Source organism: Halorientalis sp. IM1011 (assembly GCF_001989615.1).
GTDB lineage: Archaea > Halobacteriota > Halobacteria > Halobacteriales > Haloarculaceae > Halorientalis.
The window spans coordinates 1,895,049-1,918,295 of the sequence record NZ_CP019067.1 but is presented as its reverse complement, the minus strand read 5'-3'; the positions used below and the strand labels follow the sequence as shown (position 1 = coordinate 1,918,295).

General features: G+C 68.1%; 27 protein-coding genes. 14 read left to right on the top strand and 13 right to left on the bottom strand.

The window, feature by feature from the left end; all coding sequences use genetic code 11:
- Positions 1–433 precede the first annotated feature (433 nt).
- Positions 434–1,741, bottom strand: coding sequence for a phosphoglucosamine mutase (gene glmM / locus BV210_RS09720; RefSeq protein WP_077206478.1), 1,308 nt, complete (start codon positions 1,739–1,741; stop codon positions 434–436).
- Positions 1,742–1,833: 92 nt separating this feature from the next.
- On the opposite strand from glmM, the gene rpiA reads away from it, so the two are divergent.
- On the top strand, positions 1,834–2,514 hold the full coding sequence (rpiA, locus tag BV210_RS09715) for a ribose-5-phosphate isomerase RpiA (RefSeq protein ID WP_077206477.1): 681 nt from the start codon (positions 1,834–1,836) through the stop codon (positions 2,512–2,514).
- Positions 2,515–2,572: 58 nt separating this feature from the next.
- Here the strand turns inward: rpiA and BV210_RS09710 are convergent, their stop codons facing one another.
- The gene (locus BV210_RS09710) at positions 2,573–2,740 is read right to left on the bottom strand and encodes a DNA-binding protein (protein ID WP_011322117.1); all 168 of its coding nucleotides are present in this window, start codon (positions 2,738–2,740) and stop codon (positions 2,573–2,575) included.
- 284 nt (positions 2,741–3,024) lie between these two features.
- Here BV210_RS09710 and larB point away from each other — a divergent pair, with 284 nt between their 5' ends.
- From larB to BV210_RS09690, 4 genes are all read left to right on the top strand, one after another.
- Entirely contained in the window at positions 3,025–3,786 is a 762-nt protein-coding gene (larB, locus tag BV210_RS09705) for a nickel pincer cofactor biosynthesis protein LarB (RefSeq protein ID WP_077206476.1), read from the top strand.
- 409 nt (positions 3,787–4,195) lie between these two features.
- Positions 4,196–4,441 carry a GIY-YIG nuclease family protein gene (locus tag BV210_RS09700; RefSeq protein WP_077206475.1) on the top strand — a complete coding sequence of 82 codons (246 nt, stop codon included), beginning with the start codon at positions 4,196–4,198 and terminating at the stop codon, positions 4,439–4,441.
- A gap of 82 nt (positions 4,442–4,523) precedes the next feature.
- A complete protein-coding gene (locus BV210_RS09695) occupies positions 4,524–5,969 on the top strand; it encodes a phosphoglucomutase/phosphomannomutase family protein (RefSeq protein ID WP_077206474.1) in 1,446 nt (481 codons plus the stop codon).
- A 97-nt stretch (positions 5,970–6,066) separates the two neighbouring features.
- Positions 6,067–6,939 carry a winged helix-turn-helix domain-containing protein gene (locus tag BV210_RS09690; protein WP_077206473.1) on the top strand — a complete coding sequence of 291 codons (873 nt, stop codon included), beginning with the start codon at positions 6,067–6,069 and terminating at the stop codon, positions 6,937–6,939.
- 1 nt (position 6,940) lies between these two features.
- Here the strand turns inward: BV210_RS09690 and BV210_RS09685 are convergent, their stop codons facing one another.
- Together BV210_RS09685 and BV210_RS09680 are read right to left on the bottom strand one after the other, a co-directional pair.
- Positions 6,941–7,306, bottom strand: a complete 366-nt coding sequence (locus BV210_RS09685; protein ID WP_077206472.1) for a GNAT family N-acetyltransferase — start codon at positions 7,304–7,306, stop codon at positions 6,941–6,943.
- Positions 7,307–7,364: 58 nt separating this feature from the next.
- Complete coding sequence (locus tag BV210_RS09680) at positions 7,365–7,571, bottom strand: ubiquitin-like small modifier protein 2 (protein ID WP_077208027.1); 207 nt, start codon at positions 7,569–7,571, stop codon at positions 7,365–7,367.
- A gap of 252 nt (positions 7,572–7,823) precedes the next feature.
- Between BV210_RS09680 and BV210_RS09675 the strand changes: the two genes are divergently transcribed.
- Positions 7,824–8,801, top strand: a complete 978-nt coding sequence (locus tag BV210_RS09675) for a replication factor C small subunit (RefSeq protein WP_077206471.1) — start codon at positions 7,824–7,826, stop codon at positions 8,799–8,801.
- A gap of 6 nt (positions 8,802–8,807) precedes the next feature.
- On the opposite strand, the gene BV210_RS09670 is transcribed toward BV210_RS09675, so the two are convergent.
- Positions 8,808–9,320, bottom strand: a complete 513-nt coding sequence (locus BV210_RS09670; protein ID WP_077206470.1) for a TspO/MBR family protein — start codon at positions 9,318–9,320, stop codon at positions 8,808–8,810.
- Between the two features lie 137 nt (positions 9,321–9,457).
- On the opposite strand from BV210_RS09670, the gene alaS reads away from it, so the two are divergent.
- The 5 genes from alaS to BV210_RS09645 all read left to right on the top strand — a co-directional run bounded on the left by alaS (position 9,458) and on the right by BV210_RS09645 (position 15,398).
- Positions 9,458–12,241: an alanine--tRNA ligase gene (gene alaS, locus BV210_RS09665; protein ID WP_077206469.1), complete on the top strand. Its 2,784-nt coding sequence runs from the start codon at positions 9,458–9,460 to the stop codon at positions 12,239–12,241.
- 1 nt (position 12,242) lies between these two features.
- The gene (locus BV210_RS09660) at positions 12,243–13,031 is read left to right on the top strand and encodes an alpha/beta fold hydrolase (RefSeq protein ID WP_077206468.1); all 789 of its coding nucleotides are present in this window, start codon (positions 12,243–12,245) and stop codon (positions 13,029–13,031) included.
- A gap of 43 nt (positions 13,032–13,074) precedes the next feature.
- Complete coding sequence (locus BV210_RS09655; RefSeq protein WP_077206467.1) at positions 13,075–13,254, top strand: hypothetical protein; 180 nt, start codon at positions 13,075–13,077, stop codon at positions 13,252–13,254.
- Between the two features lie 84 nt (positions 13,255–13,338).
- Positions 13,339–14,064, top strand: coding sequence for a type 1 glutamine amidotransferase (locus tag BV210_RS09650; RefSeq protein WP_077206466.1), 726 nt, complete (start codon positions 13,339–13,341; stop codon positions 14,062–14,064).
- A 170-nt stretch (positions 14,065–14,234) separates the two neighbouring features.
- The gene (locus BV210_RS09645; protein WP_077206465.1) at positions 14,235–15,398 is read left to right on the top strand and encodes an acyl-CoA dehydrogenase family protein; all 1,164 of its coding nucleotides are present in this window, start codon (positions 14,235–14,237) and stop codon (positions 15,396–15,398) included.
- Positions 15,399–15,494: 96 nt separating this feature from the next.
- Here the strand turns inward: BV210_RS09645 and BV210_RS09640 are convergent, their stop codons facing one another.
- The 5 genes from BV210_RS09640 to BV210_RS09625 all read right to left on the bottom strand — a co-directional run bounded on the left by BV210_RS09640 (position 15,495) and on the right by BV210_RS09625 (position 19,078).
- Positions 15,495–16,817: a hypothetical protein gene (locus BV210_RS09640; protein ID WP_077206464.1), complete on the bottom strand. Its 1,323-nt coding sequence runs from the start codon at positions 16,815–16,817 to the stop codon at positions 15,495–15,497.
- Positions 16,814–17,482 carry a hypothetical protein gene (locus tag BV210_RS09635; RefSeq protein WP_077206463.1) on the bottom strand — a complete coding sequence of 223 codons (669 nt, stop codon included), beginning with the start codon at positions 17,480–17,482 and terminating at the stop codon, positions 16,814–16,816. Before BV210_RS09635 ends, BV210_RS09640 begins: the two co-directional genes overlap by 4 nt.
- A 53-nt stretch (positions 17,483–17,535) precedes the next feature.
- Complete coding sequence (locus BV210_RS09630) at positions 17,536–18,003, bottom strand: cupin domain-containing protein (RefSeq protein WP_077206462.1); 468 nt, start codon at positions 18,001–18,003, stop codon at positions 17,536–17,538.
- 72 nt (positions 18,004–18,075) lie between these two features.
- Positions 18,076–18,240, bottom strand: a complete 165-nt coding sequence (locus BV210_RS20275) for a DUF6757 family protein (protein WP_172824890.1) — start codon at positions 18,238–18,240, stop codon at positions 18,076–18,078.
- A 61-nt stretch (positions 18,241–18,301) separates the two neighbouring features.
- Complete coding sequence (locus BV210_RS09625; RefSeq protein WP_077206461.1) at positions 18,302–19,078, bottom strand: PHP domain-containing protein; 777 nt, start codon at positions 19,076–19,078, stop codon at positions 18,302–18,304.
- A 107-nt stretch (positions 19,079–19,185) separates the two neighbouring features.
- Here BV210_RS09625 and BV210_RS09620 point away from each other — a divergent pair, with 107 nt between their 5' ends.
- Positions 19,186–19,473, top strand: a complete 288-nt coding sequence (locus tag BV210_RS09620; RefSeq protein ID WP_077206460.1) for a DUF2795 domain-containing protein — start codon at positions 19,186–19,188, stop codon at positions 19,471–19,473.
- A gap of 234 nt (positions 19,474–19,707) precedes the next feature.
- Entirely contained in the window at positions 19,708–19,881 is a 174-nt protein-coding gene (locus BV210_RS20270) for a DUF5786 family protein (protein ID WP_172824889.1), read from the top strand.
- On the opposite strand, the gene BV210_RS09615 is transcribed toward BV210_RS20270, so the two are convergent.
- The 3 genes from BV210_RS09615 to BV210_RS09605 form a co-directional block, all read right to left on the bottom strand.
- Positions 19,859–20,578: a hypothetical protein gene (locus tag BV210_RS09615; protein ID WP_077206459.1), complete on the bottom strand. Its 720-nt coding sequence runs from the start codon at positions 20,576–20,578 to the stop codon at positions 19,859–19,861. The two genes, BV210_RS20270 and BV210_RS09615, sit on opposite strands and share 23 nt — an antisense overlap.
- The gene (locus BV210_RS09610; RefSeq protein WP_077206458.1) at positions 20,578–21,507 is read right to left on the bottom strand and encodes an NAD(P)H-binding protein; all 930 of its coding nucleotides are present in this window, start codon (positions 21,505–21,507) and stop codon (positions 20,578–20,580) included. The genes BV210_RS09615 and BV210_RS09610 overlap by 1 nt, the downstream gene beginning before the upstream one ends.
- A 169-nt stretch (positions 21,508–21,676) precedes the next feature.
- A complete protein-coding gene (locus BV210_RS09605) occupies positions 21,677–22,183 on the bottom strand; it encodes a hypothetical protein (RefSeq protein WP_077206457.1) in 507 nt (168 codons plus the stop codon).
- 195 nt (positions 22,184–22,378) lie between these two features.
- On the opposite strand from BV210_RS09605, the gene BV210_RS09600 reads away from it, so the two are divergent.
- Positions 22,379–23,239, top strand: a complete 861-nt coding sequence (locus tag BV210_RS09600) for a transcription initiation factor IIB family protein (protein WP_077206456.1) — start codon at positions 22,379–22,381, stop codon at positions 23,237–23,239.
- Positions 23,240–23,247: the final 8 nt, after the last annotated feature.

The following is a 23,247-nucleotide window of genomic DNA, read 5'->3' as shown; positions in this document are numbered from 1 at the left end:
CGGAAAAAGGCTGTGTCGGCCGTGCCCGTCCCCGATCGTGACAGTCGAGCGAGAGGCCGCGCGCGAGGAGCGGTGACCGTGAGTCGACACGTCGCGGACGCGACGAATCGGCAAACCGTTCCGGTTTCGTCGGGATCGACTGTACGTGGCGGTGTCCGAGCGGTTTCTCGGCGCGGGAGAGTGTCACAATCACCACCCAAAGTTAAGACAACACCATCCTACGTACCGGGTGTATGCCGGAATGTCAGAACTGCGGCGCTTTTGTCACTGCCGCGTATGCACGTGTCTTTACACCGAACGGCATCCAAGCACCACGGGTCTGTCCGCAGTGTGAGGACAAGATCCGCGACGGTGCGGACGTCCGACAGGCACGGTCGACGCGGCGCGGATAACCCACCCCCGGCGGGACGGCCCCGTCGTCAGGAACCACCCCTCAACTTCTCGCGGTCTCCAGCAGGTCCCGAGCGTCGGCAGCGATGGTCTCGGCCCGCCCAGCATCGCGTGCCTCCGCGGTGATCCGGACCAGGGGCTGGGTCCCGCTGGCGCGCAGCAGGAACCAGCCGTCGCCCAGATCCACGCGCACCCCGTCCAGCGTCTCGACCGCGTCGTAGCGGTCGGCGACGAGGTCCTGCACCCGCTCCATGACGGCGGCCTTCTCCGCGACTTCGACGCTGTCGCGGTGGATCGGGTAGGTGTCGATCTCGGCGGCACGCGCCGCGAGCGGGCGCTCGGCGGCGAGTTCGACCAGCCGACACGCTGCCAGTGGGCCGTCGGGACACAGCGTCGCGTCGGGCCAGATCCACGCGCCACTGGGCTCGCCGCCGAAGGCCACGCCGTCGTCGGCGACCCGATCCGCCACGTACACGTCGCCGACCTTCGTCCGCTCGACGGTCACGTCGATCTCGGCGAGGTGGTCGGCGACCGCGAGACTCGTGTCGACGGGCGCGGCGACGCGCTGGCCGGTGTCGGCGGCCGCACGGGCGAACAGCGCGAGGGTCACGTCGCCCGAGAGGTAGGTACCGTCCCCCGCGACGGCGCGCATCCGGTCGGCGTCGCCGTCGTGGGCGATCCCGAGGTCGGCGTCCGTCTCGGCCACGAGCGTCGCTAGCGACTCGCAGTTCTCGGCGGTCGGCTCGCTGGGTCGGCCCGGGAACGCGCCGTCGGGCTGGGCGTTCAGCGTTTCCACCGAACAGCCCAGTTCCTGGAGGGCGTCGACGGTGAGGCCGCCTGCGCCGTTGCCCACGTCGACGATGACCGACGGCGGATCCGCTATGTCGACGGCGTCGACCAGCGCCTCCAGGTGGCGCTCCCGGGCGTCGGCGTCCCGGCGGGTCCCGAGGTCGTCCCATGCCCGCAGGTCGGCGGCGTCCTCCCGGACGCGCTCGCTGATGGTCTCCCGGCGCTCGGCGTCGAAGGCCTGCCCGCTCGCCTGCCAGAGTTTGATCCCGTTGTCCTCGGGCGGGTTGTGCGAGGCGGTGATCGAGACGCCTGCGTCGGCGTCCTCCCACGCCACGGCGCGGGCGACGGTCGGTGTGGCCGCGAGGCCGAGATCCAGCACGTGGGTTCCCGACTCTCGCAGCCCGGCCGACAGGGCGTCGGTGAGCAGTTCGCCGCTCTCGCGGGGGTCGCGACCGACGACGACTCGCTCGGCCTCGACGCCGAGGGCCCGGCCGACAGAGAGCGCCAGGTCTGCGGTCACGGTCTCGCCCACCGGTCCCCTGATGCCGCTGGTTCCGAACATACCCGAGGCGACGGGTGTATCCCTCAAAAATATCCACCTCCTAGGCCCGGCGATCCCACGTCTTTTTGTCCGCGGGTGCGGTTCCCCCGGGCATGAAACGCGGCGGGAGCGACGAGCAGAAGCGACGGGCCGGCGAGGCCGCCGCCGACGCTGTCGACGACGGACAGGTCGTGGGACTGGGCACCGGCAGCACCGCGGCCCACGCCATCCGGGCGCTCGGCCGGGCGGTCGACTCCGGCCTCGACATCGAGGGCGTCCCCACCTCCTACCAGTCGCGGGAACTCGCCCGCGATGCCGGGATTCCCCTGACGACGCTGGACGAAGCGACCCCCGATATCGCCATCGACGGGGCCGACCAGGTGGCCGACGGCGACCTGATCAAGGGCGGCGGGGCGGCCCACGCACGCGAGAAACTGGTCGACGCCGCCGCCGACCGCCTCCTCGTGGTCGCCGACGACTCCAAGCTCGCCGACCGGCTGTCGGTCCCCGTTCCAGTGGAAGTCATGCCCGACGCCCGCGAACCGGTCGCCGCCCGGGTTCGCGAGCTAGAAGGCGACCCCGAACTGCGGGCCGCCGAACGGAAGGACGGGCCGGTCGTCACCGACAACGGGAACCTCGTGCTGGACTGCGATTTCGGCGAGGTCGACGATCCCGGAAGGCTCGCTGCCGATCTCTCGGCGATCCCGGGCGTCCTCGAACACGGACTGTTCGTCGATCTGGCCGACGCGATCTACGTCGGGACCGACGAGGACGTGACGGTCCGAGAACCGTAGCCGATAGCTGTGGCTGGCGGTCGTTGCGCCCGGTAAAAAACGGAATCGGAGTCCCAGCCTACAGGTCGCGCGGCTGGACGGTCTTGCGGTCGTTCTCCTCGGCACGACGCGCTGCGTCCTCGAGCAGTTCTTCGACTTCGTCGTCGAGTGCGTCGTAGAAGTCAGATGCGACGTTCATGTCATCGAGCGCTTCCTTCACGGCGGCTTTGACGATCAGGTCTGCCATACACGCGGCCTTTCCAGAGGGTGGTTTAAATACTTTCCCGTTTGTGCAGTTTCTCGCCGGTACTCACGGGGGTCTGAGCCGGTTTCGCGGAGTTCCCCTTATAAAGGCACTGGCCGGTATTTAACCGTCACCCCACGTCGACCCCCTCGAATCGGTGAACTGGTCGTGTACACCCGTCAGCCGGGCGCTCGCGCGCGCTTTGGTTTGGAAGCATATGTGTCATCAATCCTTCTTTTCTGTGGCCGAGTCGATGGGTAGGAGTGAGTCGAGCGTGGAGGGGGCGTATGCGCGAGTTGCTCGAAGCGGTCGCGGCGGGCGAGACGAGCCCCGCCGAGGCCGAGGCGGAACTTGCAGGCTACGCGACCGGCGACGCCGGGCGGTTCGACGCCGCACGGGTGACGCGGTCGGGCGTCCCCGAGGCGATTCTGGCCGACGGGAAGACGCCGTCAGAGGTGGCCGATCTGGCGGCCACATCCATCGAGACGACCGGGCGAGCCATCGTGACCCGACTGGACGCCGACGCACTGGCCACAGTCAGAGAGCGGCTGAGAAGCCACGACGCCGAGGACACGTACCACGAACGGGCCCGCGTGCTGGTGGCTCACACAGACGAGTTCGAGCGTCCGGAACTCGACGCGACTGTCGGCGTCGTCACCGCCGGCACGTCCGACGCCGAACCCGCAGGGGAGGCGGCGGTCATCGCCCGGGAGATGGGCGCAGAGATCGAACGCGTCGACGACGTGGGCGTGGCCAGCATCGCCCGCCTGCTCGACCAGCTCTCCCACCTCCGGGAACTCGACGTGTTGATCGTCGCCGCCGGTCGCGAGGGCGCACTCCCGACCGTCGTCGCCGGCCTCGTCGACACGCCGGTCATCGGGCTCCCCGTCTCGACGGGCTACGGCCACGCCGGGGCGGGCGAAGCCGCGCTGGACGGCATGCTCCAGTCCTGTACCGCCCTGACCGCGGTCAACGTCGACGCCGGCTTCACCGCGGGCGCACAGGCCGCGCTGATCGCCCGCACCATCGACGCCGCACGGCCGGAGTAGCGGAAACCCACCCGAGAGCGGGCCGTCGCCGGGGATGCCTTACTGGTTCGGTATGGAGGATATGTACACACGACCCCTAGGAGGGATGTCGGCAGTCGGTCGCTGCCGGCAGTGACGAATGCCAGACTGTAATCACTGTGGTGCACACGTGTCGGACCAGTTCGCTCGGGTCTTTGCGGACGAGTACGGCGAAGTCCACGCCTGCCCGAGTTGCTCGGCGAACGCTGGCATCGCCGAGGTGGCACGCGAGCGCGCCCACAAAGCGTGAGAACCGTCGCATAGCTACCACGCGAAGCCCATCTCTGCGGCACTGCGCCGGCAGCGCGCCGGACGACACTGCCCTTCTCCAGACGACTCAACCGCGCCAGCGAACGCAACGCTCACCGTCCCCCACGCGCTCCGTCCGGACGTGTCGGACCACTACGTCTACGTGTTGCGCTGTGCCGACGACACCCTCTATACGGGCTACACGACCGACGTGGACCGGCGAGTCGCCGAACACGACGCTGGCGAGGGTGCCAAGTACACCCGCGGGCGCACGCCGGTCGACCTCGTCCACGTCGAGTCCTTCGACTCGAAATCGGCGGCCATGAGCCGCGAACACGAGATCAAACAGTACTCCCGGGCCGAGAAGGAGCGGCTGATCGAGGAGTGACCGCTATCGGGGACCGATCCCGGAACCCCCGCTGGATTGTCAAAAACCGTGACTTTTTGCAGGGCCACGAGGGAGAGGGCGTATGGACGAGATTTCGTTCGGTACCGACGGCTGGCGGGCCACCCTTGAGACGTTCACCGACCGCCGCGTCCGGATGGTCGGACAGGGCGTCGCCACCGTACTGCGGGAGGACGACCGACGGGAGTCCTCCAAACGAACGAGCGGGGAGGACGGACCCGCGAGCGAGGACGACCGACGGGAGACAGACGCCGCTGGGACCGTCGCCATCGGCTACGACGCCCGCGAACACTCGCGGGGCTTCGCGGAGGAACTCGCCCGGGTCCTCTGTGCCAACGGGTTCGACGTACTGCTCCCGGCTCGGGACTGCCCGACGCCGGTCACGGCCTGGACCGTCCGGGACCGGGGCCTGGCCGGCGCGCTCGTGGTGACCGCCTCACACAACCCGCCGGAGTACAACGGCGTGAAGTTCGTCCCCGCCGACGGATCGCCGGCCCCGGCGGCCGTGACCGACCGAATCGAGGCGAACCTGGCCGAACCCGATCCCCTGCCCGAGTCCGAACACGGCCGCGTCGAGGAGACCGACTTCGTCGGCCCGTACCTCGACCACGCGCTTGACTTCGTCGACGCCGATCTGGACGGGCTGACGGTCGCCTACGACGCGATGCACGGGAGCGGCCGCGACGTGACCGACCGCCTGCTGGAAGCCGCGGGCGCGGACGTGCTCCGCCTGCGCTGTGAGACCGACCCCGAGTTCGGCGGGGAATCGCCCGAACCCAGCGCCGAGAAACTCGACGCGTTGATCGAGCGGGTCGAGAGCGGCGACGCCGATCTGGGGATCGCCAACGACGGGGACGCCGACCGGATCGGCGTCGTCACGCCCGAGCGAGGGATGCTGGACCCCTCCCTGTTCTTCGCCGCCGTCTACGACCACCTGCTCGAATCCGAGTCGGGGTCGGCGGTCCGGACGGTCTCGACCAGCGCCATCGTCGACCGGGTGGCCCAGGCCCACGGCGAGACCGTCGCCGAGACGCCCGTCGGGTTCAAGCACGTCGCCGAGGCGATGAAAGAGACCGACGCACTGATGGGCGGCGAGGAGAGCGGCGGGTTCGGCGTGCGCGGGCACCTCCGGAACAAGGACGGCGTGACGCTCGCCCTGTTGACCGCCGCGGCGGCCGTCGAGCGACCGCTGGACGAGCGCGTCTCGGCGCTAGAGGACGCCCACGGCGAGGTCCACCAGGACCGGATCAGCGTCGACTGTCCCGACGACCGGAAGGCGGCGGTCGTCGCGGATCTCGACGGCGCGCTACCCGAGGAGATCGCCGGGGCCGCCGTCGAGCGCGTCAACGACGTAGACGGGTTCAAGATCTTCCTCGCGGACGGGTCCTGGCTGCTGGTCCGGCCCAGCGGCACCGAGCCGAAACTCCGGGTGTACGCCGAGGCGACGGACGACGAACGTGTCCGGGAGTTGCTCACGGCCGGCCGCGACCTGGTCGAACCTCTCGTGTGAGTGTGGTATCGAAGCCGTAAATTTCTGCAGTAAGAGAGTCATATACCCGAGTTTTCTCCCCAAGGCATAAGGAAACGACCGGGTAATACTACTCGCTATGGCGGCACAACGAGCCGCGAACGGACACCTCGAACACCTCCTCGATCTCTCGACGATCGTGTTCGAACCGGAGAGGGCGTTCGCCGAGCGCCTGGCCGCGGCGCTGGAGCTCGAGAGCCAGCACCTGGACCTCCCGTACGGCTTTCTCTCGTACATCGACCGGGAGGCGGGGCGACAGGAGATCGTCCTCACGACCGGCATGGAGACGGTCGTCGAGGAGGGCGAGACGATCCCGCTCTCGGAGACGTACTGCCGGAAGACGATCGCGACCGAGGAGGGGCGACTGGCGGTCGACGCTGCTGGCGAGGAAGGCTGGGCAGGAGACCCCGCCTACGAGCGATTCGGGCTGGAGAGTTACGTCGGGTCGGCGGTCGAGTTCGACGGCGATCGGCGGGGGACCGTCTGTCTCGCGGGCGAAGAGGCCCGCGACGAGCCCCTCGGCGAGTTCGAGGTCGAACTCGTCGGACTGCTGGCGCGCTGGGCGAGCTACGAACTGGCACACCGGACCGGCCGAACGGAGTCCGAATCGGACCGCACCCAGTTAGCGACGTTCACCGAACCGGTCGACGCGACCAAGGTCGACACGGCGCTGGACTTGCTCGCCGACCGGACCCGCCGGGAACTGCTCCCGTATCTCGCGACCGTCGACGGTCCCATCAGCGTGACCGAAGCCGCGGCCTACCTCGCGAACACGAGCGGCGTCCCCGGACAGAAACCCGAGCGCGTCGAGATCGCCCTGGTCCACTCACACGTCCCGAAACTGGTCAGCGCCGGCGTCGTCGACTACGACGAGTCCGACCGGAAACTCGACTACCGGGCGAGCGACGGGCTCGAACGGCTCCTCAACCGCGTTCGCACCCTGGAGGGGTGACTCACTCCCGTGTACCGCGGTAGCGCTCCGACTCGGCGGCCGGTTCGATCTCGAAACCGAGCGACGCCCAGAACGGCCGCACGCGCGGGTCGAACTCGGCGACGAGGCGCTCCCGGCGGTCGGCGGCGGCCTCGACCAGCGCCCGGCCGATCCCCTGATCCCGCCGCGCGCGCCGGACCGCGACCGCCTCGATCTCCTCGCCGGCGAGGAGACAGGCCCCGAGGACGCGCCCCTCGGCCGCGGCCACCAGCAGCTCACCGCGGTCGATGGACGCCCGGACGGCGTCCGCCCCAGTCGCCAGCATGGCCCCGTCGAAGACTGTCATCACCGTCGGAAGCTCCTCGACGGTCGCCTCGCGGACCTCCATTGGCCCAGTGTAAGTACTCGTAGGTGAAGAACCCGCGGGAGTGGACACATCTGGCAGGCTACCCGCCCTTGATCAGTCGCAGGACGCGAACGTGATCGGCGTCGATCGGTCGGTCCTCGGGTACCGGCTGGTCGTCGACCAGCACGGACACCTCGTGGGGGCTGTAGTCGACGGCCTGCACCAGATCCGCGTAGGTCGGGTCGGCCCCGAGAGTCGCGGGGTCGATTTCGTGAGTTCCCTCGCCGACTACCTCCACCGTGACCATGTTCGAGGGAGGGGCCTGACCGGATTTGAGCGTGTCGTTCACGGGTCGGAGCGGCGATTCCGGATGACGCTCGCGAGGACCCAGACCGAGAGCGCGAACCCGACCGCTGTGACGAAGGCGAAGTCCAGTTTGCGATCCATACCGGTCCCCGGGTTCGCAGGGTAGTAGTTACCGTGGGCTTACCGGCGTCGGTCGGCGCGAGTCCGGAGCGGTCCCGGTCAGTTTATTGCGCGGCCACTCGTTGCCCGGACCATGAGCGAGGCCGACACCGAGTCGCGGGCCGGGCGGGACGAGATCTGGATCGAGAAGTACCGCCCGCAGACGCTCGCGGACATCGTCGGGCAGGATACCATCGTCGAGCGCCTCGAGAGCTACGTCTCCCGGGACGACCTCCCCCACCTCATGTTCTCCGGCGAGGCCGGCATCGGCAAGAGCACCGCCGCGCTGGCCATCGCCCGCGAACTGTACGGCGAGGACTGGGAGGAGCACTTCCTCGAACTCAACGCCTCCGACCAGCGCGGGATCGACGTGGTCCGCGAACGGATCAAGAACTTCGCCCGTTCGTCCTTCGGCGGCGCGAACTACCGCATCATCTTCCTCGACGAGGCCGACTCCCTCACGAGTGACGCGCAGGCGGCGCTCCGCCGTACCATGGAGGAGTTCTCGAACAACGTCCGCTTCATCCTCTCCTGTAACTACTCCAGCCAGATCATCGACCCGATCCAGTCCCGCTGTGCCGTCTTCCGTTTCAACCCGCTTTCCGACGAGGCCGTCGCCGAGCAGGTCCGCCTGATCGCCGAGGAGGAGGACATCGAGGTCACCGACGACGGGGTCGAGGCGCTGGTCTACGCCGCCGACGGCGACATGCGCCGAGCGATCAACGGCCTGCAGGCCGCCGCGGTCACCGGCGACGTGGTCGACGAGGAAGCCGTCTACGAGATCACCGCCACCGCCCGACCCGAGGAGATCCACGAGATGGTCACCCAGGCGCTGGACGGCGACTTTCTGGCCGCCCGATCGACGCTGGACGACCTGCTCACCAACGAGGGGATCGCCGGCGGCGACGTGATCGACCAGCTCCACCGCTCGGTCTGGGAGTTCGATCTGGACGACGAGGCCGCCGTCACTCTCCTGGATCGTATCGGCGAGGCCGACTACCGGATCACCGAGGGCGCCAACGAGCGCATCCAGCTAGAGGCACTGCTGGCCTCGCTGGCGCTCGACGACTGACTCGCCTCAGTTCAATCGCCAGAGTTCGAAGTTCAGCAGTGTGGCGAAGCTCACCCACAACAGATACGGGACCAGCAGTAGCGCCGCCCGGCGGTCCACCCGGTCGAAGGCCCAGACGGTCGCGACGATGGCGAGCCACAGCGCGACGATGACGACGAGTCCGGCCAGCGGCGAGCGCAGGCCGAAGAAGGCCCCGGACCACGCGACGTTGAAGGCGAACTGGACGCCGAAGAGCGCGAGCGCCACCCGCACTGCCCGCTGGTCGAGCCCGGCCCGCCACACCAGCCACGCGGCCGCACCCATGAGGGCGAAGAGGGTGATCCAGACCGGGCCGAACACCCAGCCCGGCGGGTTGAAGGCCGGTGTCGTCAGCGTGGGGTACCACGTCGTGACGCCGGAGAGCGAGAGGAGGTTGCCGAGACTGCCGACCAGTTCCGAGGCGAGGACGGCGAGGACGAGCGAGGTTATCGGGCGGCGCTCGGGGAGTCGCGACGCCGTGCTGACTGGGTTCTCGGCCATACCTGATACAGGCCGGCGAGGGGCAAAAGGAACGGGGGCGGGCGGCCGGCCGCGGAATCGGACCCCCCAGACCGCGGCGAATCTCGCCGGCTGTTCGGAACTGTTTTACCGCCCGGTTTGCCACATTAGAGCAACGAATGAGTGAGCTCGAAGAGGAGTACCAGCTCCAGTACTTCGAAGACGAGGGGTTTCATCGCCTGGAGTGTTCGGAGTGTGGGGACCACTTCTGGACCCGGGACGGCGGTCGGGAGACGTGTGGCGAACCGCCGTGTGCGGAGTACAGTTTCATCGACGATCCGGGGTTCGACGAGGCGCTGTCGCTGTCGGAGATGCGCGAGCGGTTTCTCTCCTTTTTCGAGGGTCACGACCACGAACGGATCGACCCCTATCCCGTGGCGGCCAACCGCTGGCGCGACGACGTCCTCCTGACGCAGGCGTCGATCTACGACTTCCAGCCGCTCGTCACCTCCGGGGAGACGCCGCCGCCGGCCAACCCTCTGACTATCAGCCAGCCCTGCATCCGGATGCAGGACATCGACAACGTGGGCAAGACCGGCCGGCACACGATGGCCTTCGAGATGATGGCCCACCACGCGTTCAACGCCCGCGAGGACATCGAGGACCCCGACCGGTACGCCTACGAGGGCGAAGTCTACTGGAAGGACAAAACTGTGCAGCTCTGTGACGAACTGTTCGAGGAGCTGGGCGCGAATCTGGACGAGATCACCTACATCGAGGACCCGTGGGTGGGCGGGGGCAACGCCGGCCCGGCAATCGAGGTCATCTACCGCGGCGCCGAACTCGCCACGCTCGTCTTCATGTCCTTAGAGCAGGATCCCGACGGCGAGTACGAGATGAAAGACGGCAACCGCTACAGCCCGATGGACACCTACGTCGTCGACACCGGCTACGGGCTGGAGCGCTGGACGTGGATGAGTCAGGGCACGCCCACCGTCTACGAGGCCATCTACCCGGACATGATCGACTTTTTGAAGGACAACGCCGGGGTCGACCTCACCGACGAGGAGGCGGCCATCGTCCACGACGCCGCGCGGCTCTCGGGGAGTCTGGACATCGACGACGTGGACGACGTGGAGGCCGCCCGCGCGGACATCGCGGCCGAACTCGGGGTCGACGTGGACCACCTGCGCGACCTCGTCGAGCCCCTGGAAGACATCTACGCCATCTCGGACCACTGCCGGACGCTGGCGTACATGCTCGGGGACGGGATCGTGCCCAGCAACGTCGGCACGGGTTATCTCGCGCGGATGGTCCTCCGTCGGACCAAGCGGCTCTGTGACAACGTCGGCGTGGACGCGCCGCTGGACGAACTCGTCGACATGCAGGCCGAACGGCTGGACTACGAGAACCGCGACACCATCCGAGACATCGTCCGCACCGAGGTCGAGAAGTACCGGGAGACGCTGGACCGTGGCGGCCGGAAGGTCCGTCAGCTCGCGGAGGAGTACGCCGAGCGTGACGAGCCGATCCCGACCGAGGAACTGATCGAGCTGTACGACTCCCACGGCATCCAGCCGGACATGGTCGAGGAGATCGCCGCGGAGAAGGGGGTCGACGTGGACGTGCCGGACGACTTCTACGCGCTGGTCGCCAACCGGCACGACGCGGCGGAAGCCGCCGCCGAAGTCGGGGAGTCGGGACACCGCGAGCGGCAGGCCGACCTGCCCGAGACCGACCGGCTCTACTACGAGGATCAGGAGCGCATGGAGTTCGAGGCCATGGTGCTGGACGTGTTCGAGCGTGAGGACGGCGACTACGACGTGGTGCTGGACCAGACGATGTTCTACCCGGAAGGCGGTGGGCAGCCCGCCGACCACGGGACGATCACAGCCGACGACGTGACCGCCGAGGTCGAGGACGTCCAGATCGTCGACGGGGTCGTCCTGCACCGGGCCGACGAGGACCCGGGCAAAGGCGAGTTCGTCCGCGGCCAGATCGATGCCGACCGGCGACGCCGGCTGATGGCCCACCACACCGCCACCCACATCGTGGGCTACGCCGCCCGGCAGGTACTGGGCGAGCACATCCGGCAGGCCGGCGCGCAGAAACACGTCGACAGCGCCCGGCTGGACGTGCGCCACTACGAGCCGATCACCCGCGAGCAGGTCCGGGAGATCGAGCGGATCGCCAACGAGATCGTGCGGGACAACACGTCGGTCAGTCAGGAGTGGCCCGACCGCCACGAAGCGGAGGCCGAACACGGCTTCGACCTCTACCAGGGCGGCATCCCGGCCGGCGAGCAGATCCGGCTGATCCACGTCGACGAGGACGTACAGGCCTGCGGTGGGACACACGTCTCACGAACGGGCGACGTGGGCGCGATCAAGCTCCTGAACACCGAGCGCATCCAGGACGGCGTCGAGCGGCTCACGTTCGCGGCCGGGGCGGCGGCCATCGAGGCGACACAGGAGACCGAGGACGCCCTCTACGGCGCCGCCGACACCCTCGACGTGAGCCCGCAGGACGTGCCCGAGACCGCCGAGCGGTTCTTCGAGGAGTGGAAGGCCCGCGGCAAGCAGATCGAACAGCTCAAAGAGGAACTCGCGGAGGTCCGGGCGGCCGCCGACGACGGTGAGGAAGTCGACGTGGGCGGGACACCCGCGGTGATCCAGCGGCTCGACGCCGATATGGACGAACTCCGGGCGACCGCGAACGCGCTGGTCGAGGAGGGCAAGATCGCCGTCATCGGCAGCGGCCGGGATGGCGCGCAGTTCGTCGTCGCCGTCCCCGACGACGCGGGGGTCGACGCCGGCGAGGTCGTCGGCGAACTCGCGAGCAAGGTCGGCGGCGGTGGCGGCGGCCCGCCCGATTTCGCCCAGGGCGGCGGCCCCGACGGCGACGCACTGGACGACGCCCTCGACGACGCGCCGGACGTGCTCAAACAGGTCCAGAACGCCTGAGATGCCGACCGCGACCAACGACGGCGTCGAGCTGTTCTACGAGACCGCCGGCGACGGACCGACGGTCGCGTTCGTGAATCCGGCGGGCTACGGCGCGTGGTGCTGGTCGTGGCTCGTCGAGGAACTCGCCGGCCCCGTGGAGACGCTGGTCTGGGACCTCCGGGGGACCGGCCGCTCGGACGCACCCCCGGGCCCCTACGACGTGGCGACGCTCGCTGCCGACTTCGAGGCCGTCCTGTCCGATCACGGCGCTCGAACCACCCACCTCGTCGGCGCGGGGCTCGGCGGAATGGTCGCGCTGGAGTATGCTCGCAAGCACGGCCGGGCGGCCTCACTCGCACTGCTCGGAACCACTGCCGACGGGAGCCGCGTCGACGCCGACGCCCTCGCGGCCCTGCAGGCTCCGCGGGACGACCCCGAGGCGCTGCGGGCGTCGCTGCGCGGGGCGTTCTCGTCCGGTGTCGTCGAGAACCACCCCGAGGCCGTCGACCGGATCGTCGAGTGGCGGGCCGAGGACGACGCCGACGCCGCGGAGTGGGACGCTCAGCGGGCGGCGATGACCGAGTTCGAGGCTGACGCCCTCTACGAGGTGACGACGCCCGCACTCGTGGTCCACGGCCGCGAAGACGCCGTGGTCCCGGTCGCGGCGGGGCGGGATCTCGCCGACGACCTTCCCCGAGGTACCTTCGAGGGTATCGACGCCGGGAACCTCGTCGCCGCCGAGGAACCAGCCGTCGTCGCGGACCTGCTGGCCGGCCATCTGGACGAGTATGTGGACAGCGAGTACTGAGCGAGACCGTACCAGTTATCAGCCAGTAGTGTGTGTTTCGCACATGGCTGTCGTGCTTCAGATGCTCGGCGGATACGGTCTCGGTCGGCTGGTCCTCCTGCTCGTCGTTCCGGTCCTCGTCGTCGCCTTCGGGTCCTACGTCGGCGTCCTCGTGGCGCTCCAGTCGTTTTTCGGCGCGTCGTCGTGGGAGGAGGTCGTCGACAGCGAAAGCGACGAATCGTAAGCGGGGCGATCGAAGACGGACGCGGGGCGGCAAGACGTGTCGAAACGGACGGGCATTTGAGGCTGGAGCCGTTGCTAGCCAGTGATGACGCGGCCACGCATCGCCCTGCTGAACGCGGCCCACGACGGCGCAGACACCCGACGGAACTTCCGTCGCGAACTCGACGCGGACCTCGTCGAGTTCCACTGTCCGGAGGGCGAATTGCCCGAGGGCTTCCGCTACGACGGGTTCGTCGTCACGGGCTCGCGCGCCTCGGTCTACTGGGAGCGGGAGTGGATCGGCCAGCTGAAGGCCTGGGTCGGCGACGCGATCGAAGCGGGGCTCCCCGCGCTGGGCGTGTGTTACGGCCACCAGTTGCTCGGGGACGTGCTGGGCGGGCGCGTCGAGGACATGGACGAGTACGAGATCGGCTACCGCACCGTCGAACAGGACGGCGAGAACCGCCTGCTCGACGGCGTCGACACCGATTTCACCGTCTTCACCACCCACTCCGACCGCGTGGTCGAGGCCCCGCCGGGCGCGACCGTCTTCGCGGAGAACGACTACGGCATCCACGGCTTCCGGAAGGGGCGCGTGTTCTCCGTCCAGTTCCACCCCGAGTACGACATGGAGACGGCCGAATCGGTCACGAAGGGCAAGGACGACCAGTTGAGCGACGAGCGGATCCAGCAGGTACTCGACGGCATCCACGCCGACAACTACGACGCCGCCTGCGAGGCCAAGCGCCTGTTCGACAACTTCACCGCCTTCGTCCGCGAGGTACAGGCCGATCGGTCCGGCGACCCGGCGACGGGTGCCGCGGACGACTGACGCGAGGGCGAGCACAGCGGCGTCTCCGACCGTGCAGGAAGCCGGCGTCTCACACCGGCGACGGAGCGAGACCCCGGTCGTCCGAGCGGTGGGATTGTTAACCTACCGCAAGGTTAACAACAGCGATTCAGTTGAGTAGTGTTTTTACCACTGGAAACCTAGCCTGGAGTATGCTCGATTACTTCGGTCTGGAAGCGGACCTGTCGGAAGAAGAGCGGATGATTCAGGAGTCGGCCCGGGAGTTCGTCGACGAGAAAGTGCGACCCGATATCGGCGAGCACTGGATCGAGGGCACGTTCCCGACGGACCTGATCCCCGAGATGGGCGAGATGGGGTTTTACGCGCCGAATCTGGAGGGCTACGGCTCGCCGAACGTCAGCGAGACGGCCTACGGCCTCCTGATGCAGGAACTGGAAGCCTGCGATTCCGGCCTGCGCTCGATGGCCAGCGTCCAGGGCGCGCTCGTCATGTACCCGATCCACGCCTACGGCAGCGAGGAGCAGAAAGAGGAGTGGCTGCCCAAACTCGGCTCGGGTGAAGCGGTCGGCTGTTTCGGCCTGACCGAACCCGAACACGGCTCGAACCCGACGGCGATGGAGACCCGCGCCGAGGAGGCCGACGGCGGCTACCGACTCAACGGGTCGAAGACGTGGATCACGAACTCACCGATCGCGGACGTGGCGATCGTCTGGGCACGAGACCGCACGGATCCGGAAACACCGGTTCGCGGCTTCCTCGTCGAGACCGACCGCGATGGCGTCTCCACCAACAAGATCACCGAGAAGCTCTCGCTACGTGCGTCCATCACAGGCGAAATCGGTCTCAACGACGTGTTCGTCCCCGAGGAGAACATCCTCCCCGGCGTCGAGGGGATGGGCGGTCCGCTGGGCTGTCTCACGCAGGCCCGCTACGGTATCGCGTGGGGCGCGATCGGTGCGGCCCGTGACGCCTTCGAGACCGCGCGGCAGTACGCCACCGACCGCGACCAGTTCGGGGGTCCCATCGCCCGCTTCCAGCTCCAGCAGGACAAGCTGGCGGAGATGGCCACCCAGATCACGCTCGCGCAACTGCTCGCCCACCGCCTCGCCGACCTCAAGGAACGCGGCGACATGCGTCCCCAGCACGTCTCGATGGCCAAGCGCAACAACGTCCGGATGGCGCGCAATCAGTCTCGGATCGCCCGCGAGATGCTCGGCGGCAACGGAATTACGGCGGACTACTCGCCGATGCGCCACATGGCCAATCTGGAGACCGTCTATACCTACGAAGGCACCCACGACATCCACACCCTGATTCTCGGTGAGGACCTGACCGGCTTCGCGGCCTACGAGTGACGCCGCAGGCGGGGCGAGATCGGTGCGAACCCGGGCAGTGACCGGGTTCGAGGCATACAGTTGAATCGGGCCGGAAACAGTCGATACCGGACCGTTTCAGGCCGACTGGAGTTCTGCCGCGACCGTCTCACTCGTGTCCGCCACGACCTTCGACATCTCCCGGGCGCGGACATATCTGGCCAGATCGTACCTCAAGGAGTCCAGCGAGACGCCGTCGTCGTCCGTCTCGCCCTCCTCGCGGAGCTTCTCGTCGGTGTACTCGATCCACCCCGCGGCCGAGTTCAGCACCTGTCGCGTCAGGTGCCGCCTGGGACCGCCGTCGGCCGCCCGGATCGCTTCGATCGCAGTCGTCCTGAGTTGCCGTACGTCCTCGATATCGGTCGGCGTCGCGTACTCGTCGGCTCCGATTCGCAGATCGAGCCGCTCGACCGCACCGATCTCCGTCAGCATCCGGTGGGCCTCGAGGACTGGCGTGGCAATCTGATCGAGACCCTTATACGACCCGAAGTTCCGCGATCGGATCCCGTCGGCGAGTTCGGCGAGCGCGGTGCCGGCGGGCGACTCGGCGGCGTCCGCACCGATGGCGGTCCGCGGCTGGTCGAGCACGTTCGCTGGCAGGTTTCCTTCCCGATGCTCGACCGTCTCGGTCAGCCGGTCGGTCGCGTCGACGAACCGCTCCCGGAACGACCGTTCTTCGGGAAGGGTCTCGCGGTGACGGTCGAAGAGATAGCGGAGGTTTCTAGAGTGGGTGCGAGCACGTTCGACGGTGCCGGCGAATTCACCGAGCCACAACGCGCCGGTCGCCCCGTCCGGCGTGTAGAGGGCGTCGATAGCGTCCTCGTGCCACCCCTCCAGAACGCCGAAGGTGACGACGGCGTCCACGGGGTCGGTGCCCACGTAGCGAAACCGGTCCTGGAACGCGTCGAGATCCGCACGGATCGCCGTCATCTCTTCACGAACGTCGGCGGCGGCAACGTTGCCACCCACCGCGGCCCACGAAACCGCCACCGTCCGTGCAAGACCGCGCACGCGAGCGAACTCGTCGACCGTCTCGGCGACCGGTTCGTCCACCCTCACCGTATCGAGAGCCTTCCGTGCCTCTTCGTACCGATGGGCGATACCCTCGCGGACCGCGCCGTTGGGAACGTCCGTCTCGTCAAGCGGGACCGGGACCGACGACAGGAGCGACTCGGCGCGGTCGCGATGCGTCGCCGCAAACGAGCGTTCGATACCGACCGGGACCGTCTCCCCGACGCCGAGGTCGTCTTCCGAAACCACGTCGACGAGCTCCCCGCCATCGACTGTCGGGTCGCCACCGAGGAGATCGTCGAGCGTCCCACATCCAGCGACCGCCGCGGCGCCAGTGACGCCGGCAGCCGCGAGTAGTTCGCGGCGGGTCCGGTCGACGGAATCGGTCATCGTTCCCCCGCGTCATCCCGGGCGCCGTCGGTCGTCGTTCCGCTGGCTGTCGTCGTGTCGGTCGCAGTCGCCGTTCCCGGACCGGTCGGCGAGTCGTCGGGTTCGGTGCGGGGACTACATCGACCCGGGCGGGTACTGCCACCGCTCAGGGACACAGTCTCGGGATCCAGTACGACGGGAACACGGACGAGCGTCGTCGCCGATACCCACGCGTCGGCACGGCATGGAACGTCGGCGTCCCGGAGCACGCGACCGTAGTTCGTGTGAACGCCCTCGCGTGACCACGAGACCGAACAGAGTTCGATCCGGTAACACTCCTCTACCGGGGCCTGGTCGACGACGATCGACGCCGTCTCGAAGTCCGTGTCGGCGACGAACGCCCCCGCCGCGTCGGCGTTCACGTCGTCGGCGTATTCGAGGCGCTCGGCCCGGTCCGCCGAGGCGACGATTCCGGACCTATTCGTCGTCTCACCCGACGGGAGCCTGACCGGTGGGTCCGATCCGGGCCGGCGCAGACGAAGGTGTTCGGGGTGACGTACCGACCCCGACTCGACGTCGTCTGTTTCTTCTGTCGGCGTCTTCCGAAACCGGGCCCCACAGCCCGCGAGGGTCGCGATGAGGGCGGTCGAGCACCCGAGGAGGGCGCGTCGCGTTCGGGCGACCATAGACCTGACAAGCGAGCAAACAGTGATAAAGACGGCGGCGAGGAGCGGACGCGTCAGTCGAAGCGGCCGGTCTCGGCACCGCACTCCACACAGATCGTCAGAATCGCGTCGCGGTCGTCGGTGAGTTCCAGATCCTGTTCGGTCCGGCCGCCACAGTCCTCGCAGTGGCGGAGCATCTCCGTCTCGCCCATCTCTTTCGGTGCGCCCATGGCGAGCGCGACGACCCGATCCGTCCCCTCGTTGGTGCCGAGTTGCCACTCGCCCGGTTCGAAGCGGACGCACTCGCCGGCGGTCGCCTCGATCTCGCCGTCTTCGGTCTCGAACGTGACGGTGCCCTCGGCGATGTAGAACACTTCCTCCTGGTCGCTGTGGCGGTGGTAGCCGAAGCCGAAGCTGTCGCCGGGTTCGAGTTCGTAGTAGTTCAGCGCCATGTCGGTCGCACCGATTGCGTCGCCGACTTTGCGCTTCGTGTCGGCCGGGCTCATCCGGTCGTCCACGTCGTCGACGGTGGTTCGATCCATAGGTCCGCTTGTGGTGCCGGCGGGAAAAGTCTACGCGGTCGGTGTGGTCGGCAGCCGGGCGGGCGCGAGGACTTACTCGTGGCCGTCGATGTCGAGTTCCTCTTCGAGGTTGGCGAGGGCGTCGCTGTCCGCGAGTTCTTCCATCTGTTCGCGGAAGTGCGTCTCACACACGCCGACCTTGACGCCGTCTTTCTCGACCGCGATGTCCGCCTCGCGGTCGCAGTAGTGACACCGCATACTCTCACTAGAACGTGCGCGGCTTTGAACCCTGCGAACTCGTCAGCCGGCCGTCTGACGATCACCCGAGCGCGGCGAGAAATCCGTCGGTCCCTGCCCGGTCCAGCCCCGCCCGCCCCAGCACCTCGTCGTGGGCGTCGCTGCCCCCGGTCGCGAGCAGGTCGTGGGTCTCGATGGCTCGCTCAACTGGCTCCGGATCGACATCGTGGTCGTAGGGGTAGTACCGCTCGACGGTGTCGAGGTCGGCCGTCAGTTCGAGGGCGGCCACGGGGTCGTCGTAGCGGAGCGGGTGGGCCAGTCCGACCACGCCGCAGGTCTCGGCCAGCACCTCGCGGCCGCGCTCGAAGGAAGGGATGTCGCGGGCGACGTAGCAGGGGCAATCGTCGCCGATGAGGTGGTCGAACGCACCCTGATAGTCGTACTCCGCTGGACTCTCCGCGATAGCTCGCGCGATGTGCGGGCGACCCAGTCCCGGCCGAGGTTCGACGCCGAGGGAAACACCGAGTCGGTCTTCGACGCACTCGACGATGGCACGGCCGCGCTCGGCCCGATTCAGCTGAATTTCCTCGACCAGAGTCGTGAGAGCGGGCGTCGGTACGACACCGTAGCCCAGCAGATCGACCCGCTGGCTCCCGGCGTCGACCCGGAGTTCGATCCCGTGGACCAGTGTGATCCCGTCGCGCTCGGTGACCGGTCCGTCGAGCGCGGGCTGGAGCCGGTCGTGATCGGTCACCGCCACGACCTCGACACCCGCCGAACGGGCCGCGTCCGGCACTGCATCGAGCGTCAGTGTCCCGTCCGAACGCGTCGTGTGCACGTGTAGATCCGCGACGACCATGCCGGGGCTGGCACCGCCGCCCCCATCGCGCTTGCGGTCGTGGTCCTTAATCGCACTAGAAGACTGGATGGCGAACGTTTATGAACGACCCTGAAGGATCTGATTGTATGCGACTACTGAGTGGGCTGAACGAACGGATCGGTGCGCAGGCGTACCCGGCGACGACCGAGGAGGTCATCGAGGAGTACGGGGACCTCGAACTCGAACTCCCCAACGGCGACGAACAGCTGGGGGACGTGCTGGGGCGACTCGAGGGCGAGACCTTCGAGACGGCCGAGGACCTGCGGCTGGCGACGCTGTCGGCCGTGAGCAGCAACGCCATCGGCCGGAAGGGCTACAGCGACCGCGACCCCTCTGCCATCGGCGAGGACGGCCACGACCAGGTCTCGTTCTGAGGCGACCCGAGCGGCCGTTCGAGTCGTCGATCCACCCGTTTTTCTACCTCGAAGAGCGGTCACGCGGATGGAACCGCTTGCCGAAGGGGCGACGACAGCGAACCACCGGCAGCGCGACGACCGTACAGTCCGAGCGGGAGTCGACAGCCACTGCGCCCCCACTACCTGTCAATAGTACTATTAGTTACCGTTACATTCATAGTCAGCTATCACCAAGCGTGAGTGTGAGTAACAATGTCGATGGGTGCCTACGACGAGGAAGAGCACGAGCGGCGTGAGCGGAAAAACAGCGAGGTCGACGCCGACTTCGACGACGAGCGGACGAACTACCACGGGAAGGTCGAGTACGACAGCGGCGAGTCCGCCGAGGACCTGCTCGACCAGTTCAAGGAGATGAACTCCGAGTAGCTGTTTCTGTCCTGATCCACAGGAGGAGCACCGACGCCCCAGTCACGACAGTGACGGCCACGACGTGCCCGACGACCGCCGTCCGGAGGACCGGCGACGACGAGAGGAACGGGACCAGCGCTAGCTGCAAGATGCCAAAGCCCATCGTCTCCAGATCCGCCCGCTGGAGTGTCCGGGCCGTCGCCGGATCGAACCGATAGCGGGCCGACCGCCACAGCGCCACGACGCTGGCCCACCAGCCCGTGCCGATGCGGTAACACACGTCCCACAGCACCAGCAAGACGAGATAGACCACCAGGATCGGCGGCTCCGGACCGAACAGCGCAGCCAGAAGCGGCGCCCCCGAGCGTGGCGCGTACACGAACAGGTGCGTGATCAGCGCCACGTACGCCAGTACCGAGAGGACGACTTCGACGCTCGACCCGAAGAGGAGGCGCCGGTAGCTCTCCGGAACCGCTTCCCCACGGACCAGCTGGCTGATCCGGAGCATCTCGACGCTACCGACGGTCGCGACGACGACCGCGGCGGTGCCAGCGAGGGCCGCCGCCCAGAGGTCGTAGATCGCCGCCAGGGCCAGTATCGCGGCCTCGAAGACGAGAAACTGGATCGCGACGGCCGCCCGCGTCGAGACGTCGATGCCCGGGAGCGCCCCGACGATACTCTCGTAGGTCCAGGTCTCCCCGTACTCGACCTCCATCACCGCTCCTCCGGGGCGGCGGAGTTCGACGCGACGGTGTCCGTCCCGCCGTCGACCGCCCGCCGGACCGCCGTCTCGAACGGCGTCAGCTCGATGGAGAGGTGCTCCCGGCCGCTGTCGTCCTGCACCACGGCCGCGTTTTTCAGCCCCAGGATCAGCGGGTGGGCCACCGACCGTGGTACGTCCGTCACGAGGTTCACCCAGTAGGCCGAGAGCTTCGGCGTCAGTACGGGAACCGGAACGATCACGGGCCGACGTCCAGTGACGATCTCGGCCGTCCGGGCCATCACCTCCCTGTAGCTCATCACCTCTGGCCCGCCGATCTCGACGGTCCGCCCGGCGAGTTCCGGTACATCGAGGACGCCCACCAGATACGCCACCACGTCGTCGATGGCGATGGGCTGACAGGGCGTGTCGACCCACTGTGGTGTGATCATCACCGGTAACCGGACCGCGAGCTGGCGAACCATCTCGAAGCTGGCGCTCCCGTCGCCGACGATGATCGCCGCCCGCAGGCTCGTCAACTGGAAGTCCGCGTCCTCGAGGATGTGTTCGACCTCGCGTCTCGACCGGAGGTGCTCCGAGAGCGTGTCGCGTTCCTCGCCGAGGCCGCCGAGATAGACGACGTGTTCGACGCCGGCGTCCTCGGCCGCGGCGACGAAGGTACGGGCCGCCCGCCGATCACGGTCGGCGTAGTCCGCGCCGGCCCGCATCGAGTGGACCAGATAGTACGCCGCCTCGATATCTTCGAGGGCGTCGTCGAAACTCCCGGGTTCGAGCAGGTCACCCTCGAATACCGCGACCTCGTCGGGGCCGTCGTAGCCGTCCCGATCCCGGACCAGCACCGACACCTCGTGGTCGGCCGCCAGCAGCGCCGGGACGAGGTGGCCGCCGACGAACCCCGTCGCACCGGTCACCAGCACGCGCATACCCCATGCAAGGCCCGATGTCCCTTAATTGGTCCCCAGAATTCGGTCGTCTACGACTCGCGAAGGTCGGCGACATCACTCACTCGTGATGTTGCTGTCTATCGCTCGTCTACGACTCGCGAAGGTCAGCAACATCACTCACTCGCAGTGTGAGCGACGAGCGCTTCACCTACGGCTCGCGCAGGTCGCTCACGCTGCTCATCGCCTCCGCCAACGGCTCCTCTCCACCGAGTCCCGTCGAGAACGTCGCAGCGACGGCCTCCTGGGCCTCCGGAATCGGCTCGTGGGATTCGACGTACGCCGCCAGGTCGAACGCCCGCTCGCTCGCGCCCGTCAGTTCCATCGCCTCCGTGCGGGACAGTTCCGCGTTGAGCCAGTCTCTGACGATCTCGCGGCCAGTCCGGCCGAGCGGTGACACCTGTTCGCCGAGCAGGTGCAGCGTCTTTGCAGCCGTCATCGGCGCGACTTCAGCGACGCTGGCCGCGGTGTCGACGGCGCGACCCTCGGCGTACACCTCGACGACTGTCGCCGCCACAGCCGGCTCGCAGGGGAGCGCGTCGGCGTGCTCTTCCAGTCGCTCGGCGAGGTCCGCGTCGGTCTCGTCGACGGTCGCGACACCGCGGTCGCGCTGCTCCGTCGTCACCTCCACCCCCGCGGCGATGTCCGACAACCCCATACGCGGCGGTTCTGCCATCTCCTAAATAAATGTTCGTGAACGCGAACGAACCCGGCCGGCAACGTTGCCGGTTCCCGCGGGACGCCACGCAGAAACGTACCGGTTACCGGTACGTTGTACCGGGCGGTTCCGGACTTCTCCGGGCGGTTCGAGCGTTCTTTAAATAGTGATCGCGGGCCAACCTTCGACTGTAAGATGGCTACGTCAACGCAGTGCTGTCCGGAATGTGAGGGGAGACTCCGCGAGAGCGAGAGCGAAACGGTCTGTGGGGAGTGCGGCCTCGTCGTCGCCGAGGACGCCATCGACCACGGGCCCGAGTGGCGCAGTTTCGCGGACGACGAGACCGAGAAGGAACGGACCGGCGCGCCGCTGACGCGGTCGCGCCACGACCGCGGGCTCACCACCGAGATCGGGCGCTCGACCCGGCTCAAGGGGCGCAAGCGCCGCCGGTTCGCTCGGATGCGCCGCCAGCACAACCGCGCCCGCATCAAGTCCAAGGCCGAGCGCAACCGGGTGTACGCCTTCGGCGAGATCCGCCGGCTGGTCAGCGCACTCGACCTGACCGATCACGTCCGCGATCAGGCGTGTGTCCTCTTCGAGTCCGCACAGTCCGAGGATCTGCTCCGGGGCCGCTCCATCGAGGGGTTCACCGCGGCCGTCGTCTACGCGACCTGCCGGACCGCCTCGGTCTCGCGGACGCTCGACGAAGTCGTCGACGCCGCCCGCGCTTCCGAGGGCGAGCTCACGGCCGCCTACGACGCCCTCAACCGCGAGCTGGGGCTCTCGACCGGCCCCATCGACCCCGCGGAGTACCTGCCCCGCTTCGCCAGCCGGCTGGATCTCCCGCAGGCCGTCGAGCGCCGCGCCGACGCGCTCGTCGACGCCGCCCGGGAGCGCGGGCTGGTCTCCGGTCGGGACCCCTCGGGCGTCGCCGCCGGCTGTCTCTATCTCGCCGCGCGGGAACTGGAGTGTGATCTCACACAGGCCGAGGCGGCCGAGACCGCCGACGTGACGCCGGTGACGCTCCGATCCACCTATCAGGACCTGCGGGAGTGACCGATCCG

Coding starts and splice junctions, on each gene's coding strand:
- BV210_RS20270 (WP_172824889.1), top strand. CDS start 19,708: ATGTCGATGGGTGCCTACGACGAGGAAGAGCACGAGCGGCGTGAGCGG.
- BV210_RS09625 (WP_077206461.1), bottom strand. CDS start 19,078: ATGGTCGTCGCGGATCTACACGTGCACACGACGCGTTCGGACGGGACA.
- BV210_RS09680 (WP_077208027.1), bottom strand. CDS start 7,571: ATGGTCACGGTGGAGGTAGTCGGCGAGGGAACTCACGAAATCGACCCC.
- BV210_RS20275 (WP_172824890.1), bottom strand. CDS start 18,240: ATGCGGTGTCACTACTGCGACCGCGAGGCGGACATCGCGGTCGAGAAA.
- glmM (WP_077206478.1), bottom strand. CDS start 1,741: ATGTTCGGAACCAGCGGCATCAGGGGACCGGTGGGCGAGACCGTGACC.
- BV210_RS09655 (WP_077206467.1), top strand. CDS start 13,075: ATGGCTGTCGTGCTTCAGATGCTCGGCGGATACGGTCTCGGTCGGCTG.
- BV210_RS09670 (WP_077206470.1), bottom strand. CDS start 9,320: ATGGCCGAGAACCCAGTCAGCACGGCGTCGCGACTCCCCGAGCGCCGC.
- BV210_RS09690 (WP_077206473.1), top strand. CDS start 6,067: ATGGCGGCACAACGAGCCGCGAACGGACACCTCGAACACCTCCTCGAT.
- BV210_RS09620 (WP_077206460.1), top strand. CDS start 19,186: ATGCGACTACTGAGTGGGCTGAACGAACGGATCGGTGCGCAGGCGTAC.
- BV210_RS09710 (WP_011322117.1), bottom strand. CDS start 2,740: ATGGCAGACCTGATCGTCAAAGCCGCCGTGAAGGAAGCGCTCGATGAC.
- BV210_RS09600 (WP_077206456.1), top strand. CDS start 22,379: ATGGCTACGTCAACGCAGTGCTGTCCGGAATGTGAGGGGAGACTCCGC.
- BV210_RS09640 (WP_077206464.1), bottom strand. CDS start 16,817: ATGACCGATTCCGTCGACCGGACCCGCCGCGAACTACTCGCGGCTGCC.
- BV210_RS09650 (WP_077206466.1), top strand. CDS start 13,339: ATGACGCGGCCACGCATCGCCCTGCTGAACGCGGCCCACGACGGCGCA.
- BV210_RS09645 (WP_077206465.1), top strand. CDS start 14,235: ATGCTCGATTACTTCGGTCTGGAAGCGGACCTGTCGGAAGAAGAGCGG.
- BV210_RS09685 (WP_077206472.1), bottom strand. CDS start 7,306: ATGGAGGTCCGCGAGGCGACCGTCGAGGAGCTTCCGACGGTGATGACA.
- alaS (WP_077206469.1), top strand. CDS start 9,458: ATGAGTGAGCTCGAAGAGGAGTACCAGCTCCAGTACTTCGAAGACGAG.
- BV210_RS09630 (WP_077206462.1), bottom strand. CDS start 18,003: ATGGATCGAACCACCGTCGACGACGTGGACGACCGGATGAGCCCGGCC.
- BV210_RS09615 (WP_077206459.1), bottom strand. CDS start 20,578: ATGGAGGTCGAGTACGGGGAGACCTGGACCTACGAGAGTATCGTCGGG.
- BV210_RS09610 (WP_077206458.1), bottom strand. CDS start 21,507: ATGCGCGTGCTGGTGACCGGTGCGACGGGGTTCGTCGGCGGCCACCTC.
- BV210_RS09675 (WP_077206471.1), top strand. CDS start 7,824: ATGAGCGAGGCCGACACCGAGTCGCGGGCCGGGCGGGACGAGATCTGG.
- BV210_RS09605 (WP_077206457.1), bottom strand. CDS start 22,183: ATGGGGTTGTCGGACATCGCCGCGGGGGTGGAGGTGACGACGGAGCAG.
- larB (WP_077206476.1), top strand. CDS start 3,025: ATGCGCGAGTTGCTCGAAGCGGTCGCGGCGGGCGAGACGAGCCCCGCC.
- rpiA (WP_077206477.1), top strand. CDS start 1,834: ATGAAACGCGGCGGGAGCGACGAGCAGAAGCGACGGGCCGGCGAGGCC.
- BV210_RS09635 (WP_077206463.1), bottom strand. CDS start 17,482: ATGGTCGCCCGAACGCGACGCGCCCTCCTCGGGTGCTCGACCGCCCTC.
- BV210_RS09660 (WP_077206468.1), top strand. CDS start 12,243: ATGCCGACCGCGACCAACGACGGCGTCGAGCTGTTCTACGAGACCGCC.
- BV210_RS09695 (WP_077206474.1), top strand. CDS start 4,524: ATGGACGAGATTTCGTTCGGTACCGACGGCTGGCGGGCCACCCTTGAG.